14 protein-coding genes are annotated in these 16849 nt (G+C 69.9%); 10 read left to right on the forward strand and 4 right to left on the reverse strand.

The features are described 5' to 3' along the window. Positions 1-288: 288 nt before the first annotated feature. Positions 289-870 (reverse strand): isopentenyl-diphosphate Delta-isomerase, encoded by a 582-nt coding sequence (gene idi, locus ACWEF2_RS28510; RefSeq protein WP_453819412.1) that lies wholly within the window; start codon positions 868-870, stop codon positions 289-291. A gap of 148 nt (positions 871-1018) precedes the next feature. On the opposite strand from idi, the gene ACWEF2_RS28515 reads away from it, so the two are divergent. Continuing rightward, positions 1019-2317, forward strand: a complete 1299-nt coding sequence (locus ACWEF2_RS28515; RefSeq protein ID WP_453819413.1) for an MFS transporter — start codon at positions 1019-1021, stop codon at positions 2315-2317. On the opposite strand, the gene ACWEF2_RS28520 is transcribed toward ACWEF2_RS28515, so the two are convergent. Beyond that, positions 2271-3491, reverse strand: a complete 1221-nt coding sequence (locus ACWEF2_RS28520) for an adenosylmethionine--8-amino-7-oxononanoate transaminase (protein ID WP_453819447.1) — start codon at positions 3489-3491, stop codon at positions 2271-2273. The two genes, ACWEF2_RS28515 and ACWEF2_RS28520, sit on opposite strands and share 47 nt — an antisense overlap. Before the next feature lie 5 nt (positions 3492-3496). Further along, on the reverse strand, positions 3497-4894 hold the full coding sequence (locus tag ACWEF2_RS28525; RefSeq protein WP_453819414.1) for a CCA tRNA nucleotidyltransferase: 1398 nt from the start codon (positions 4892-4894) through the stop codon (positions 3497-3499). Between the two features lie 169 nt (positions 4895-5063). Between ACWEF2_RS28525 and ACWEF2_RS28530 the strand changes: the two genes are divergently transcribed. The 8 genes from ACWEF2_RS28530 to trxA all read left to right on the forward strand — a co-directional run bounded on the left by ACWEF2_RS28530 (position 5064) and on the right by trxA (position 14191). Next, positions 5064-5585 carry an aminoacyl-tRNA deacylase gene (locus ACWEF2_RS28530; RefSeq protein WP_453819415.1) on the forward strand — a complete coding sequence of 174 codons (522 nt, stop codon included), beginning with the start codon at positions 5064-5066 and terminating at the stop codon, positions 5583-5585. 46 nt (positions 5586-5631) lie between these two features. Beyond that, positions 5632-7758, forward strand: coding sequence for a DUF6049 family protein (locus ACWEF2_RS28535; protein ID WP_453819416.1), 2127 nt, complete (start codon positions 5632-5634; stop codon positions 7756-7758). A 45-nt stretch (positions 7759-7803) separates the two neighbouring features. Next, positions 7804-9408, forward strand: a complete 1605-nt coding sequence (murJ, locus tag ACWEF2_RS28540; protein ID WP_453819417.1) for a murein biosynthesis integral membrane protein MurJ — start codon at positions 7804-7806, stop codon at positions 9406-9408. Positions 9409-9603: 195 nt separating this feature from the next. Beyond that, positions 9604-11124, forward strand: coding sequence for a protein kinase family protein (locus ACWEF2_RS28545; protein ID WP_453819418.1), 1521 nt, complete (start codon positions 9604-9606; stop codon positions 11122-11124). A 141-nt stretch (positions 11125-11265) separates the two neighbouring features. Next, entirely contained in the window at positions 11266-11886 is a 621-nt protein-coding gene (gene sigM / locus ACWEF2_RS28550; protein WP_453819419.1) for an RNA polymerase sigma factor SigM, read from the forward strand. Then, positions 11876-12751: an anti-sigma factor family protein gene (locus tag ACWEF2_RS28555; protein WP_453819420.1), complete on the forward strand. Its 876-nt coding sequence runs from the start codon at positions 11876-11878 to the stop codon at positions 12749-12751. The genes sigM and ACWEF2_RS28555 overlap by 11 nt, the downstream gene beginning before the upstream one ends. Before the next feature lie 144 nt (positions 12752-12895). Beyond that, the gene (gene trxB, locus ACWEF2_RS28560; RefSeq protein WP_453819421.1) at positions 12896-13828 is read left to right on the forward strand and encodes a thioredoxin-disulfide reductase; all 933 of its coding nucleotides are present in this window, start codon (positions 12896-12898) and stop codon (positions 13826-13828) included. Between the two features lie 39 nt (positions 13829-13867). Next, positions 13868-14191 carry a thioredoxin gene (trxA, locus tag ACWEF2_RS28565; protein WP_355599635.1) on the forward strand — a complete coding sequence of 108 codons (324 nt, stop codon included), beginning with the start codon at positions 13868-13870 and terminating at the stop codon, positions 14189-14191. A gap of 446 nt (positions 14192-14637) precedes the next feature. Here trxA and ACWEF2_RS28570 read toward each other — a convergent pair whose 3' ends face one another. After that, entirely contained in the window at positions 14638-15258 is a 621-nt protein-coding gene (locus ACWEF2_RS28570; RefSeq protein ID WP_453819422.1) for a GNAT family N-acetyltransferase, read from the reverse strand. Between the two features lie 295 nt (positions 15259-15553). Between ACWEF2_RS28570 and ACWEF2_RS28575 the strand changes: the two genes are divergently transcribed. Continuing rightward, the gene (locus tag ACWEF2_RS28575) at positions 15554-16786 is read left to right on the forward strand and encodes an aminotransferase-like domain-containing protein (protein ID WP_453819448.1); all 1233 of its coding nucleotides are present in this window, start codon (positions 15554-15556) and stop codon (positions 16784-16786) included. Positions 16787-16849 lie beyond the last annotated feature (63 nt).

The following is a 16849-nucleotide window of genomic DNA, read 5'->3' on the forward strand; positions in this document are numbered from 1 at the left end:
GAGTATGTGGAGAGGTTCATCCGGGGTGAGGTCGAGCGCTGAGCGGAGGGGTTCACGGCCTCCGGGGCTCCCGGCCCCGGGGGCCGTGGTCATGGCCGTGGTCATGGCCGTGGTCGTGGTCGTGGGTGACGATCTCGTACGGCTCCGCGCCCGCACACCGGTCTCTCGGCCGGCCTCGGCGGCCGTGAGACCGCCGATCACCAACGCGGCCGTCACCGGCTCACGGGCGCCCGGCCTCGGCGGGCGCGAGACTCCCCCGCACCCGGGCGAACCCGGGCGGGGCAGCGGTCAGCGGGCGACGGGCGGCAGCTCCGCGGGGTCGCCGACCGGCCAGGCGAGGGGGTCGGGGCCGAGCTCGACGAGGTGGGGAACCTGCTCACGGCACCACGGGGAGATCGCGAGCCGGTGACCGAGCACCCCGTCGACGAACTCCCGCCACGGCATCCAGCGCACCTCCCCGACCTCTTCGGGGTTCGGCGCGGCCTCGGTGTCGACGACCACCCGGTAGACCGGGCAGATCTCCCGCTCGACGATCCCGCTGTCCATGACCGCCCGGTAGGAGAAGCGCGGCAGCAGCAGATCGACCCCGGCGGCCCTCAGCCCGAGCTCGTGGGAGAGCCGGCGGCCGACCGCCTCGGGGATCGACTCGCCCGGCAGGGGGTGGCCGCAGCAGCTGTTGGTCCACACATCCGGCCAGGTGAGCTTGTGCGAGGCCCGGCGGGTGAGAAGCACCCGGCCCAGGCGGTCGAACACATAGCTGGAGAAGGCGAGATGCAGGGGCGTGTCCGGGCCGTGCACCGTGGCCTTGGGCGCCGTACCGATCGCGTTCCCCGCGGCGTCGACGAGCACGACGTGTTCATCAGCTGTCACCCGACCGAGGGTACGTGACCATACCGATCCATTGGGCCTGATCAGCGTTTAGATCATGGAAGCCGGACGGGCGCTAGACGGATATTTCCGGATATCTCCGGGATATTCCTGATGCTTATCTCAAGGCGGTCGCGCGTAAGCTGAGCGCGTGTCCTTCGTATCCGATCTACGCGTGGTCCTGGAAGGTCGGGACTTCCGGCGGCTGTTCGGCACCCGCCTGGTCTCACAGTTCTCCGACGGCATCTTTCAGTTCGCGGTGGTCGGATTCGCCTTCTTCAGCCCGGAGAGGAGCACGAGCGCCGTCGAGGTGGCCGCCGGGCTGGCCGTGCTGCTCCTGCCGTACTCGATCCTCGGGCCCTTCGCGGGCGTGTTCATCGACCGGTGGTCCCGGCGGCAGATCCTGGTCGTGGCGCCGCTGGTCCGCGGGGCGCTGCTGCTGACCACCGCCGCGCTCGTCGCGGCCGACGCCCCCGACGCGCTCTTCTACACCGCCGCGCTGGCCGTGCTCGGCGTGAACCGGTTCTTCCTGGCCGCGCTCGGGGCCTCGCTGCCGCACGTCGTCCCGGCCGACCGGCTGCTGGTGGCCAACGCGGTCACCCCCACCTCCGGCACCGTGCTGACCTTCTTCGGCGTGGGCCTGGGCTATCTGCTCCGGACGGTCTTCGGGGCGGACCACCGGGGTACGGCGGTGCTGATGATCACCTCCGGTGTCGTCTTCGGACTCAGCGCGCTGATCGCCAGAACCATGGACCGGCACCTGCTCGGCCCGGCCTACGATCCGAACCGGCCCCAGACCCGCGAGGCCCTGCGCCACGTGGTGAGCGGCCTGACCGACGGCGCGCGGCACATCGTCCACCACCGGGCCGCCGCCGCGGCGATGGGGGCGATGGCCACCCACCGGTTCATGTACGGCATGTGCACGGCGATGCTGGTGATGCTCTCCCGCTACTACTTCGCCGACAGCGCCGAGAACGCGCTGGCCGCGGCCTCCCTGGTGGCGGCCACCTCGGGGGTGGGCTACTTCCTGGCCATCCTCGTCACCCCGTGGGCCACCGAGCGCTTCACCATCGAGAGCTGGGTCCCGGCCATGCTCGTCACCGCCGGCGTCCTGACGTTCGCGCTCTGCGCGCCGTTCCAGCAGTGGGGGTTCGCCGTCGGCGGCTTCGTGCTCGGTGTCGCCGGGCAGAGCATCAAGATCTGCGCGGACACCAGCGTCCAGCGCGACGTCGAGGACGCCTACCTCGGCCGGGCCTTCTCGATCTACGACATGCTCTTCAACGGCACCTACGTGCTGGCCGCGGCCCTGGCCGCGGCGCTGCTGCCGGCCGACGGCAGGTCGCTGCCGGTGCTGGGGCTGATCGCGGCCGGATACCTGGGGGGCGCGGTGCTCTACCGGGCGATCACGCCGAGCCGAGCGAACGAGCCGCTGCCGTCATCGCCGTCGTGATCGTCTCCAGGTCGTCGCCGATCGAGTAGGGGGGCATCGTGTAGATCAGCCGGTTGAACGGGCGGAGCCAGACGCCGTGCCCCATTACGATGTCCTGAATTTTCGAGACATCGACGGGTTCGTGGGTCTCGATGACCCCGATCGCGCCGAGCACCCGCACCTCCCTCACCCCCGGAGCCCGCGCGGCCTCCGCCAGGCCCTCCGTCAGCCCGGCCTCGATCCGCTTGACCTCCTCACGCCACGGACGCTCCCGCAGCAGCTCCAGGGACGCGCTCGCGACGGCGGCGGCCAGCGGGTTGCCCATGAAGGTCGGCCCGTGCATCAGCACCCCCACGCCCTTCGCCACCCGCTCGGTGCAGAGCGTCGCCGCCATGGACATGTAGCCGCCGGTCAGCGCCTTGCCCAGGCACATGACGTCCGGCCGGACCCCGGCGTGGTCGCAGCCGAACAGCTCACCGGTCCGGCCGAACCCGGTGGCGATCTCGTCGGCGATCAGCAGGACACCGTGCTCATCGGCCAGCTCACGGAGCCTGCGCAGGTAGGCCGGGTGGTAGAAGTGCATGCCGCCCGCCCCCTGGACGACCGGCTCCACGATGATCGCCGCCAGTTCGCAGGCGTGCCGGGCGACCGTCTCGTCCAGGTGGGCCAGGTAGTCACCGTCCAGCACGGCCGGCGGCCGGTCGGCGAACACGTGCCGGGGCAGCGCGCCGGAGAACAGGTGGTGCATGCCGCCGACCGGGTCGCAGACGGCCATCGCCCCGAAGGTGTCGCCGTGGTAGCCGCCCCTGACCGTGAGCAGGCGGCTCCTGCCGGTGAACTGGAACGCCATCTTGATCGCGACCTCGACGGCCACCGAGCCCGAGTCCGCGAGGAAGACCTTCGGCAGCCCGGTCATGGTGGCCAGGGTGCGCGCCAGCCGTACGGCGGGCTCGTGGGTGAGCCCGCCGAACATGACGTGCGCCATGTCCTCCAGCTGATCCCTCAGCGCCCGGTTGAGCCTGGGGTGGTTGTAGCCGTGGACGGCCGCCCACCACGACGACATGCCGTCGACCAGCTCCCGGCCGTCCGCGAGCGTCAGCCGTACCCCCTCCGCCCTGGAGACCACGTGCGCCGGTGTCGGCGACGGCACCGCCGCGTACGGGTGCCAGACGTGCTCGCGGTCCGAGTCGGCCAGGCCGGTCAGGAGAGCAGCCCGTTCTCGCGGGCCCAGTCGCGCAGGGCCTCGGTGGCCGCCTCCTCGCCGAGAACGCCCCTGTCCAGCCGCATCTCCAGCAGGAACCGGTAGGCGCGGCCGATGACGGGCCCCGGTGGAACACCGAGGAGCCGCTGGATCTCGTTGCCGTCGAGCTCGGGACGGATCTTGCCGATCTCCTCCTCCTCCGCCAGCCGGGCGATGCGCTCCTCCAGCTGGTCGTAGGTCCGCGACAGGGCCTGCGCCTTGCGCCTGTTGCGCGTGGTGCAGTCGGCGCGGGTCAGCTTGTGGAGGCGTTCGAGCAGGTGCCCCGCGTCGCGGACGTAGCGGCGCACGGCCGAGTCGGTCCACTCCCCCGTGCCGTACCCGTGAAAGCGCAGGTGCAGCTCCACCAGGCGGGAGACGTCGGCCACCACGTCCTTGGGGAACCTCAGCTCCGCCATGCGCTTCCTGGCGAGCTGGGCGCCCACCACCTCGTGGTGGTGGAAGGAGACCCGGCCGCCGGGCTCGTGGCGGCGGGTCTTGGGCTTGCCCACGTCGTGCAGGAGCGCGGCCCAGCGCAGGATGCGGTCGGGGCCGTTCTCCTCCAGGCCGATCGCCTGCTCCAGCACGATCAGCGTGTGCTCGTAGACGTCCTTGTGCCGGTGGTGCTCGTCGATCTCCAGGCGGAGCCTGGGCAGCTCGGGAAGGACGTGGGCGGCCAGCCCCGACTCGACGAGGATCGCCAGGCCCTCGCGGGGGCGGTCACCTCGGACGAGCTTGTCCAGCTCGTCGCGGATCCGCTCAGCGGAGACGATCTCGATCCGCTCGGCCATCGCGCTCATCGCGGCGAACGCCGCCGGGTCCACGGTGAAGCCCAGCTGGCTGGCGAACCTGGCGGCCCTGAGCATCCGCAGCGGGTCGTCGTCGAACGACCGCTGCGCGGGGCCCGGGGTGCGCAGCACCCTGGCGCGCAGGTCGTCGAGGCCGCCGTGCGGGTCCACGAACTCACGCGAGGGCAGGCGGAGCGCCATCGCGTTGATCGCGAAGTCGCGCCGGGCCAGGTCGCCCTCCAGCGTGTCGCCGTAGACCACCTCGGGCTTGCGCGACTTGGGGTCGTAGGACTCGCTGCGGTAGGTGGTGATCTCCAGCTGCCAGTTGCCCTTGCGGACGCCGACCGTGCCGAAGTCGATGCCGATCGTCCAGATGGAGTCGGCCCAGTCGCGGACGAGTTCCAGAACCGCCTCGGGGTGCGCGTCCGTGGTCAGGTCGAGATCGTTGCCGATCCTGCCCAGGAAGACGTCACGGACCGAACCGCCCACCAGGGCGATCTGATACCCCCTGGCGGCGAACAGTTCGCCGAGTTCGTCGGCCACGGGTGCGATCTTCCGAAACAGCTCGCTCATGCCGTGCCGCTGGCTCTCAGTCAGGTTTGAAAGGGACAAGCCGGGTAGGTCCTTCGGTTACGGAACATGTTCCCTCTGGGGATACACCTCAAGCGATCACCAGGTTACGATCGGTGAGGAGACCGTCGGGGGCCGTGCGTCGAGGCGAGTCGAGGCAAGGAGCACATACATGAAGGACGCCCTCGCGATCCACCGCCGGCTCCTCGCACACCAGGTCCACCATGAGATCGTACGCCTTCCGCGCGCGATGACGTGCGCCGAGGAACTGCCGGAACTGCTGGCCGTGAGCCCGGCGACCTGCGTGGGGGTCACGGTTTTCGAGGTCACGACCCGGATCGGCCCCGAGCCGGTGGCCGTCGTCGCCTCCGTGGACGCGCCACCCCGCCCCGGCGCGATCGGCGCCCTCCTGGGCACCCGCCACATCCGTCCCGCCTCGGCCTTCACGGTGAACTCCGCCACCGACTACGCGGCCGGGCTGGTCTGCCCGCTTCTGCTCCCCGACGGGTTGACCGTGCTGGTCGACGGGCGACTCGCCGGAAGCCGGGAACTCGTTCACACACCTGCCGGAGAGCGCCGCACCGCGCTGCTGATCCGCGCCGATCACCTGCTCGCGCTTGTTTCAGGGAAGACCATCGACCTGGCCCGGTCACGGTCACGGAAGGAGACCGCGACCTTCCCGCTCGCCGGATAGGCCATAGCATTGCGGGCGTGCGCCGTACCCGACCCCTGGCCGACACGTGATCCGCAAGACCACGTTGCTCGCCGTGCTGACCGCCACGCTGCTCTCCCCCGCAGCCGTGGCCGTTCAGGGTACGGCGGACGCGCGGACGGCCTCGGCGAGCCGGCAGGCACCCCAGCTGGTGGTGGAGACGATCACCCCGGACGTGCCCCGCCAGCCGACCGAGGAGATCAGGGTCACCGGCTCCTTCGTCAACACCGGCGCCGAGACGGTCACCGGCATGCGGGTCCGGATGCACTACTCGTCCCAGCCGTTCGCCCGGCGCGCCGACATGGCGGCCTACCAGAACGGCCAGGGGCCGCAGCCGGCCGCCTGGCGCGACGAGCGTTACCTCCAGCCGAGTAGCCTCCCCCCCTCGGCGAAGGCTCCGTGGGAGTTCGTGTTCACCCCGCAGCAGCGGGGAATCTCCCGGTTCGGCGTCTACCCGATCATGATCGAGGTGCTCGACGCCCTGGGCCGTCAGGTCGCCACCCAGCGCACCCTCCTGGTCTATCTGCCACAGGACCTCACCGTGCCTCGCACCAGGCTCGCCATGGTGCTGCCGATCATCGACCAGCCGCGCAGGGCCGTCGACGACACCTTCGTCGACGACGGCCTGCCCGCGGCCATCACCCCCGGCAGACGCCTGGGCAACCTGCTGAAGCTCGCCCAGAGCACCACCTCGGCCAGGAACCTCACCTGGGTGGTCGATCCCGCGCTTCTCGACGACGTGCAGACGCTGAGCAGGCCACACTCGGTGAAGGTCGGGGAGAAGACGGAGAAGCGCCCCGCCGACACCTCGGCCGCCGCCTGGCTCACCGCCCTGCGCACCGCGCTCGCCAAGCCGCCGGTCGTGGCCACCCCCTACGCCGACCCCGACGTGACCGCCCTGGCCCACAACGGCGTCGACGACTCCGCGGGGACGGCGATCGAGGCGGCCGGGCAGGTCGGCAGGGAGACCCTCGGCCGCGACCTCATCACCACCGTGAACTGGCCGGTGAACGGTCTGATCGACTATGACGCGCTGGACCTGCTGGCCACCGGCGGGGTCGACACCGTACTGCTGAGCGAGCCGAATCTGCCGCCCGTGACGCCCCCGGTCACCACTCCGGACGCCTCGGCGACCGTGGAGAGTGTGAACGGCCCGGTCACGGCCCTGATCGCCGACACGGCGCTGAGCGAGACCCTGTCGGCGGACACCTCCACCCCCGGCGACGCCCTGCTGAACCGGCGGCGGTTCATCGCCGAGACCGCGATGATCGGCTCCGAGCCCGTCACCACCTCGCGGACCGTGATCGCCGTCCCGTCGCGGCGCTGGAACCCGGATCCGGCCTACCTGGCGGACCTGGTCAAGACCGCCGAAGGTCTGCCGTGGCTCGCCCCCGCCACGCTGAACGCGGTGAAGCGGGGCAAGGGCGCCGAGATCGACAGGGCCGACCTCACCTACACCGACCAGGATCGGCGCAGAGAGCTCGGCAGGCCGCACATGAAGGGCGTCAAACGCGTCGGCCGCCGCGCCGACCTGACCGCCGCGATCACCACGGTCCAGGACATCGACGTGTTCGACCTGGCGCTGCTGCGGCTGTCCTCCTCCGCCTGGCGGGACAGGGCCGAGGCCGCGGCTCCGTACGTCGCGCAGGTCGGGGCGGCGGTCGACGGCCGGATCCGCGAGGTCTCGATCACCGGCGGCGAACAGTCCCCGCTCCGCACCCTGGCCGGCGCCAACGGCGAGGTGCCGATCAGCGTCCACAACGGGCTGACGGGACGTGGCAGCGAGGTCTCGGTCCGGCTCAAGGTGACCTCCCAGCAGCCCAAACTGCTGCGGATCGAGCACTACGAAGACCGGATGGTGATCCTGGGGGGCCAGAGCCAGACCGTCCGGGTCCCGATGACCGCGCTGGCCAGCGGCCAGACCACGGTACGGGTCCAGTTGGTGACCGGGGAGGGGCGCAGGTACGGCACGCCGGTCGAGCTCACCGTGCGGACCACCGGCTACACCGGGATCGCGCTGGTGATCGTCGGAGCGGCCCTCGTGGTGATGCTGGCGGCCGTGGTCATGCGCGTCCTGCGCCGCAGGGGAGGCCGCCGCGGTACGCCCGCCGTACCACCGAGGCGCGCGAACGCGACGGCCGGCACCGAGTCCTGAGCACCTGGCGATCTGGCGATCTGGCGATCTGGCGGAGGATAGAAGATGAGCAGGGTCCTGCGCGCGAGCGCGATCATGGCGGCCGGGACGATGGCCTCCCGCGTCACGGGCTTCGTCCGTACGGCGGTGCTCGCGGCGGCCATCGGCACCTTCGCGCTCGGCGACGCCTACAACGTCGCCTACGCCATCCCCCTCATCCTGTTCGACTTTCTCATCGGCGGGATCCTGAGCAGCGTCGTGGTGCCGATGATCGTCCGGCGGCAGCGCGAGGACGCGGACGGCGGCCGGGCCTACGAGCAGCGGCTGATGACGCTCGGGGTGATCGTGCTGACCCTGGTGGCGGTGGCCGGCGTGCTGCTGGCGGGGCCGCTGATCAGCCTCTACAGCGCCGACTGGAACGCCAGGAAGGTCGAGGTCGCGGTCAGGCTGGCGCAGTACATCCTGCCGCAGATCGCCTTCTTCGGCATCGGCGCGATCGCCGGGGCGATCCTCAACACCCGCGACAGGTTCGCCGCCCCCATGTGGGCGCCGGTGCTGAACAACATCGTGATGATCGGCGTGGCCCTCGCCTACTACGTGAAGCTGGGCCCGGCGGGCACGGACATCACCACGGTGACCAACGCCGACCTGGCCCTGCTGGGCCTGGGCACCACCGCCGGGATCGTGGCCCAGTGCGCGGTGCTGGTGATCTCACTGCACCGGGTGGGCTTCCGGTTCCGGCCCCGGCTGGACCTGCGTGAGGCGGGGCTCGGCGAGATGGGCCGCACCGCCGTGTGGATGTTCGCCTACGTCGGGGTCAGCCAGCTCGGTTTCCTGATCACCACCAAGCTCGCGTCCGGCGCGGGCGAGCGGTCGCCCGGCTCGGGCAACGCCGCCTACGCCTACGCCTACCAGTTCTTCCAGCTTCCCTACGGGATCATCGCGGTCTCCGTGATCACCGCGGTACTGCCCCGGATGAGCCGGGCCGTGGCCGACGGCCGGCTCGACTCGGTCAGGGAGGAGTTCTCCTCGGGCGTCCGCCTGGTCTCGGCGCTGCTGGTGCCGGCGGGGCTGCTGCTGATGGTGCTGGGCCCCGCGGTGACCGTGCTGATCTTCTCGTGGGGCAACATGACCGTCGAATCGGCGGTCTCCATCGGCAACGTGCTGCAGATCTTCGGCCTGGCGCTGGTGCCGTTCTCGCTCTTCCAGCTCCTGCTCCGCGTCTTCTACTCCTTCGGCGACACCCGCACACCGGCCTTCCTCGCCGTCGGCAACGTGGCGGTGAACGCCTCGCTCAGCCTGCTCGTCTACCTCACCCTGCCGGCGCGGTACATCCTGATGGGCCTGGCATTCGCGTTCACCGTCGCCTACATCACCGGCACCGCCGTCGGCTGGATCCTCGCCAGCCGCCGGGTGCGGGGTCTTCAGGGGCGTAAGGTGGCCAGAGGGCTGTCACGGATGTACGTGGCGGCTCTCCCCACCGCGCTGTTCGCACTCGGCGTGCTCTGGCTCACCCAGGAGCTGGCGGGGCTGAACGCGCTCAGCGCGACCATCATGCTGGCCGCGGGCGGCGGTCTCGGTATGGTTCTCTATCTGGCCGTCGCACACCGGATGCGCATCCCCGAGGTGAGTTCGGTCGTTGAAATGGTCGCGAGCCGGGTACGCAGGTAACCCAAAGGGTTGTTCCAAGCGTCTGAAAAGGAGAACACGGGCGGAACCTGCACGGGACTAACATGGTGCGACGCGTGTGGTGACATGCGGCTAATGGAAGCAGGAGGGCGTGGGCGGATCCACCCGGCATCGCGTGTTGTGTCCTAATGTGTCAACCTGGTGGGGCGCTGTCGTGTTCTCATCCGTGGAGAGCTCATGAGTCCCTCCGCCGTCGAGCCCGGCACAAAACTGGCCGAGCGTTTCCGGCTTGAGGACCGCGTCCACACCTCCGGCGGAGCCACTCTCTGGAAGGCCATCGACGAGGTGCTGGCCCGGCCCGTCGCCGTGCACACCTTCGACCCCGACTTTCCCCGGCTGAACGAGGTCGTGACGGCCGCCCGGGTGGCCAGCCGGCTGACCGACCCGCGGCTGACCCAGGTCTTCGACGCCACCGAGGACGACGGTCACTCCTATGTCGTGAGCGAGTGGGTGAGCGGGGAGACCCTCACCGACATGATCGCCGCCGGGCCGCTGGAGCCCGAGCGGGCCGCGGCCCTGGTCGCGGAGGCCGCCGAGGCGCTGGCCCACGCGCACGAGGCGAACCTCGGCCATCTCTGCCTGACCCCCGAGCACCTGGTGTGGACGGCGGGCAGCACGCTGAAGCTGCTCGGCCTGGGGGTGGACGCCGTGCTCATGGACGTCACCAGCGAGGATCCCGCCCGTACCGACACCGAGGGGCTCGGCCGCCTGCTGTACGCCGGGCTGACCGGCCACTGGCCGGGCGAGCAGGATTTCGGGCTCCCCCCCGCCCCGATGAGCGACGGTCACTTCTGCACGCCCCGGCAGGTCACCGCGGGCGTGCCCGGTTATCTCGACACCATCGTCTGCCGGGCGATGTTGCCGGAGGGCAAGCGCGGGCTCACCCCGTTCACGACGCCCGCGGAACTCGCCGAGGCGCTCAGCTCGGTGCCCCGGCCCACGCCCATGCCGATGCCCATGCCGATGACCGCGCTGCCCCCGGTGACGGCCTCGCGCTCGGAGGGGCTGGACGTCACGGAGCCCCGGCGTCCCGGTCCGCGCCCGCCCGTTCAGCACCCGCAGCAGCACCGGCCTCGCCCGGCCGGTGGCGGGATTGTCAGCAAGGTGGCCATGACCGTGGTCGTGCTGCTGGTGATGACGGCCGTCGGCTTCGGCGCCTGGACCCTCGGCCGTAACATCGGCAACGGCGGGACCCCGGCCGTCGGCGAGACCGCGACGCCCACACCGACCGTGACCGTCGCCACCCGCGAGGTGAAGCCCCAGTCGGTCTCCGGCTTCGACCCGCTGGGTGACGGTGAGGAGCGAGCCGAGCTCGCCCTGAACGCGGTGGACGGCAAGCCCTCCACCGACTGGCACTCCGAATCGTACGAGTCGGCTGACTTCGGCCGGTTGAAGCAGGGGGTCGGCCTCCTGCTCGACCTGGGGCAGAGCGTGCCGGTGAAGCAGATGACGGTCGACTTCGGCGCCAGGAGCACCGGCGGCACCGTGGAGGTCAGGGTCGGCGACTCGTCCGATCTGGGCGTCCTGTCGGTGGCCCACAAGTTCACCGACACGGTGGGGAAGAAGACCTTCAACGCGGACTCCCCGCAGAAGGGCCGCTACGTTCTGATCTGGTTCACCAGGCTGCCCGACTTCCCCACCTACCAGGGCATGTTCCGCGGCAGTGTGATCGATGTGAAGGTTCTCACCGTCAAGTGACGCCAGTGGTAGTTGATCGCTTTTATCCGGCTTCTTACAGATCGTGGAAGATTTCGTGGCACCATCTATCACGTAGTGGTGTTCTCCCCGGACCGGCATAGCAGGACTCTCCTTGTGAATTCCCCACCAGAGACCCCGCCCGTGGCGGACCAGCAGACGGCGCGGCCCGTTGTGCCCGACGCCGAGCTGCTGACCCGGCATATCGCGGGGGATCCGCACGCCTTCAGTGAAATAGTCAGACGACATCGAGACCGCATGTGGGCGGTCGCCCTGCGCACGCTGGGTGACCCCGACGAGGCGGCCGACGCCGTTCAGGACGCCTTTGTCTCGGCCTATCGCAAGGCCGAGAGTTTCCGCGGCGAGGCGGCCGTCACCACCTGGCTGCACCGCATCGTGGTGAACGCCTGCCTGGACCGCATGCGCCGGAAGTCCATCCGCCCGGTCGCCGACGACGAGCTCGTGGAGGCAGCCGAACGTGACACCCCGGTGCTGGATCAGACGGCCGAGCGCGAGGTCTCGATGGAGGTCTCGGCGGCCCTCAAACTGCTGCCGTCCGACCAGCGGGCCGCGCTCGTGCTCGTGGACATGATGGGCTACTCCGTGGAGGACGCGGCCCAGGTTCTGGAGGTACCAAGCGGCACCGTGAAGAGCAGATGTGCGCGTGGACGCGCGAAACTCGCCCCAATTCTTTCGCACCTGCGGAACCGATCCGACCTGTCTCGCGTCTCATCCGCGAAGGGAGCAGAACTTCGTGACGGGTGATACGCACTACGACCTGGAGATCCTGGCCGAATTGGCCGAGGGTCTTCTCGACGCCGCCACGGCCCTGCAGGTACGCGAGCATCTCGCGATCTGCGATCCCTGTGGCGAGAACCTCGCCGACCTCGCGGCGGTCCGTGAGATGCTCGCGGCCACGCCGACACCGGCGATGCCGATGGGGGTCGCGCTCCGGATCGACCGCGCACTGGCAGCCGAGGCAGAAAGCTTCCGTGGAGGTGGAGTAGGCCTGGTGGAAGCACCGGCCTGGGACGACATCATGCGCGACGCGCCGTGGGAGAGCACTCCTTTTCCACAGCCGGAGCGAGAGCCTGAGCCCGCGACACGACTGGGGGTCGTCTCCGAGGACGGCACCGTGGTGCCGGCCAGGCGGCGTGAGGCCACGCGCCGGCGCCGGTGGGCCCTGCCCGCGGCGGCGGGAGTGGCGGCGGCGGTGATCGGCGCGGTCACCATGGCAAGCGGCGTGCTCTCCGCCGCGGCCCCGGCCAGGCCCGCACCGCTCGCGCAGCCGGCCCAGTCCGCCCAGACGAGCGACGGCTACCAACTGACCGACAGCAACTGGAACTACACCGACCGGGAGCTCAGGGGCTCGCTCCTGGAGTACATCGGTCCGGCGCAGATCGTGGACGCCCAGGACCCGGTCGAGGGCTCCAAACTCGAAAAGTGCATCCAGCAGGTCTCGGGCGAGGTCGGCACGGCACCGTTCGCCGTGGACCAGGGCCTCTACAACGGGCAGGAGGCCAACATCCTGGTCTTCTGGCACAACCGGGCCAAGAACTCGGTGCGCGTCCACGTCGTGGGCCCGCAGTGCGACGACGTGCGCAAGCCGGCGCTCGCACACTGGAAGTGACCCGCCGACACCGCTGAAGGCACCTCATCCGCAGGGAAGCCCGGTATGGATTCGTCCATGCCGGGCCTCTCCGTGACGGGCGGGAATCACCGACGCCTAGGATCTGTTGACGCCACTGGCAATGACAGAGGGAGAGGCGCAGTAGTGATCGACGTCCGGAATGTGATCATCATTGGATCGGGTCCCGCCGGTTACACGGCGGCGGTGTACTCTGCGCGCGCGGACCTCAAGCCCCTGATCTTCGAGGGGTCGGTCACCGCCGGCGGTGCCCTGATGAACACCACCGAGGTGGAGAACTTCCCCGGATTTCCCGACGGGATCATGGGGCCCGACCTCATGGACAACATGCGTAAGCAGGCCGAGCGGTTCGGGGCTGAGCTGATCGCCGACGACGTGGTCGAGGTCGACCTGGCCGCCGACCCCAAGGTCGTCAGGACCGCCACGGACACCTACCTCGCCAAGGCCGTCATCCTGGCCACCGGCTCCGGCTACCGCGAGCTGGGCGTGCCCAACGAGAAGCGGCTGTCCGGCCACGGCGTCTCCTGGTGCGCCACCTGTGACGGCTTCTTCTTCCGCGGCCAGGACATCGTGGTCGTCGGGGGCGGCGACACCGCCATGGAGGAGGCCACCTTCCTCACCCGGTTCGCCAACTCCGTGACGGTCGTGCACCGCCGCGACGAGCTGCGCGCCAGCAAGATCATGCAGGACCGCGCCTTCGCGAACGAGAAGATCCGCTTCGTCTGGGACAGCGAGGTCGTCGACGTCCTGGGCGACTCCAAGGTCGCCGGCGTGCGCCTGCGCAACCTCAAGACCGGCCAGGAGAGCGACCTGGCGGCCACCGGCCTGTTCATCGCCATCGGCCACGACCCCCGCACCGAGCTGGTCAAGGGCCAGGTGGAGCTGGACGACCAGGGTTACATCAAGGTCGACTCCCCCTTCACCCGCACCAACCTGGACGGTGTCTTCGCCGCCGGTGACGTCGTCGACCACATCTACCGTCAGGCGGTCACCGCCGCGGGCACCGGCACCGCCGCGTCACTGGACGCCGAGCGCTGGCTGGCCGACCACGACAACTGACCCGAACGGTCAGCATTCCAGAAAGGGAGATCAGGAACCTTGGGCGCCATCAAGAACGTGACCGACGCCAGCTTCGAGGCCGACGTCCTGAAAAGCGATAAACCCGTCATCGTCGACTTCTGGGCCGAGTGGTGCGGCCCCTGCCGCCAGGTCGCCCCGATCCTGGAGGAGATCGCGAACGAGCAGGCCGAGAAGCTGACCATCGTCAAGCTCAACGTCGACGAGAACCCGTCGACCGCCGGAACCTACGGCGTGCTCCAGATCCCGACCCTGAACGTCTACAAGAACGGGGAGGTCGTGAAGCAGATCATCGGCGCCAAGCCGAAGGCCATGCTGCTCCGCGAGCTTGAGGGCATCATCTAGGTCCTTGGAGTGAGGATTCCCATCACTCGATCCCGGTTCCCGGCGGGTGTGACAACCCTCGCCGGTGGGCGCGACACCCCTCGCCGGGTTGACCGCTGTCCGGTGCGGCGAGCGGCGGCGCGGGCCTGACCGGCGCCGGCGAACGACGCGCGACCCGGTGAACATCCATGGTCACCACAGCAGGCGCCGTCCCGCGCCTTCTTGTCCGCGCATCCGGCATTATCCGATGTTTTGTTCGGATTGTCCGCGCGGCGAACCGACCGGGCCGGGGTGTTCCGCCTCCGCGCGGCACCCCGGCCCGGTCAGAGGCCCCTCACGCCGGCGGATTCGCGGGCTTCCCCGTGTACGGCCCGCCGACGGCGGCCTGTTCACGGAGATTGCGCCTCCGGCGCGTCCACGCGCGGCGCGGACGACCGCAGGACATCCACAGAGGCCCCCAGATCGCCTCAGACGGGCCTTAGTGCCCTTTCCGGACTCATAGAGCCCAGCAACCTCTCCAACGCCACCTCGACGTCCTCACGCCACGAAACGGCGGACTTCAGCTCCAGCCGGAGCCGGGGGAAACGCAGGTGCGGCCGGACCGTCTTGAAGCCCACCGAGAGCAGATAGTCGGCGGGCATCAGGCACGCCCCCGGCTGCTCCCACTTCAGGTCGCCGAACGCCTCGATCGCCCGCACCCCCCGCCGGGTCAGATCCTTGGCCACCCCCTGGACCAGCATCCGCCCCAGACCGCCGCCGGAGAACTCCGGGACGATGTGCGCGGTCATCAGCAGCACGGCGTCGGCACTGACCGGAGAGGTCGGGAAGGCCACCGAGCGGGGCACGTAGTGCGGCGGCGCGTAGAGCACGAAGCCCGCGGCCACACCGTCCACATAGACGATCTTCCCGCAGCTGCCCCACTCCAGCAGGGTGGAGGAGATCCAGGCCTCCTTCTCCAGGCCCGGGTCACCCGCCTCCACCGCGCGGTTGCCGTTCACCGGGTCCAGTTCCCAGAAAACGCACCGGCGGCAGCGGTACGGCAGGTCGTCGAGGTTATCAAGAGTGACGTTTGCCAGCCGACGCGACACCTGTTGGCCCCAATCCTGGCGAGACGAGTGCAAGCCATGGCGAAAAACGCGCGAAAACAGCGTCCCCAGCTGGCATCGTAGCTCAGTGCGGGCCCTGGTTTCAGGGTGTCCCGTCCCCACACGCAGACGACAACGACCACTGCCGTAACCTGGTTTCTCTAGCTTGAGCACTGTGTGCTCCCCTTAACCTAGGAGGTGGACCGTGCCCCAAGACTCCGATCACGGTCAGACCGTCGCGCCCCAAGGGTCGCGGATCGACGCCTACGTCGATCGGTACGCCGCACGAGCTGCCGGGATGGTCGCTTCCGAGGTTCGAGCTCTCTTCGCCGTCGCGTCGAGGCCGGAGGTGGTCTCGCTCGCCGGTGGCATGCCGTACGTCACCGCCCTCCCCCTCGACGTGGTGGGGGAGCTCGTCGCCGACCTGGTGGCCCGCCGCGGCCCGGTCGCGCTCCAGTACGGCTCCGGCCAGGGGGACCCGCACCTGCGCGAGCAGATCTGCGACGTCATGCGCCTGGAGGGGATCGAGGCCAACTCCGACGACGTCGTCGTGACCGTGGGGTCGCAGCAGGCCCTTGACCTGATCACCCGCATCTTCATCGACCCCGGCGACGTCATCCTCGCCGAGGGCCCCTCCTACGTGGGCGCGCTGGGCACCTTCTCCGCCTACCAGGCCAAGGTCGTCCACATCGCCATGGACGACGAGGGGATCATCCCCGAATCGCTCGCCCAGACCGTCTACGCCCTGCAGACCGCGGGCAACAGGATCAAGTTCCTGTACACGATCCCCAGCTTCCAGAACCCCGCCGGGGTAACGCTCAACGTGGCGCGCAGGCAGCAGGTCCTGGACATCTGCCAGCGGGCGGGCGTGCTTGTCGTGGAGGACAACCCGTACGGCCTGCTGGGCTTCGACGGCGCGTCCATGCGGGCGCTGCGCGCCGACTGCTCCGACGGGGTCGTCTACCTCGGTTCGTTCTCCAAGACCCTGGCCCCCGGCTTCCGGGTCGGCTGGGCCCTCGCCCCGCACGCCATCCGGGACAAGCTGGTGCTGGCCATGGAGTCGGCGGTGCTGTCCCACTCCTCCTTCACCCAGCTCGCCGTCGGCCAGTATCTCGCCACCCAGCCGTGGCGCGAGCAGATCAAGACCTTCCAGGAGCTCTACCGTGAACGGCGGGACGCCATGCTCGCCTCCCTGGAGTCGCTGATGCCCGCCGGCTGCACCTGGACCCGCCCCGGAGGCGGTTTCTTTGTCTGGGCCACCCTTCCCGAGGGACTGGACTCCAAGGCGCTCCTGCCGCGCGCGGTCGCCGAGCGGGTGGCGTTCGTCCCGGGCACCGGCTTCTACGCCGACGGCGGGGGGGCACGCCACATGCGGCTGTCCTACTGCTATCCGGAGCCGGACCGCATCCGCGAGGGCGTTCGCCGCCTGGCCGGAGTGATCGAGCAGGAGCTCCGGGTCCGCGACACGTTCGGTCCCGGCGCGTCCGCCGAGCAGACCGGAGTGGACACCCCGGGCCCCGACCTCGCCTGACGGCCCTCCGGAACGGGCGTCTCCAAAGGAGGCGCCCACCCCGTCGCTCTCCCCTTTGACCTG

The sequence above is a fragment of the Streptosporangium sp. NPDC004631 genome (assembly GCF_053601935.1).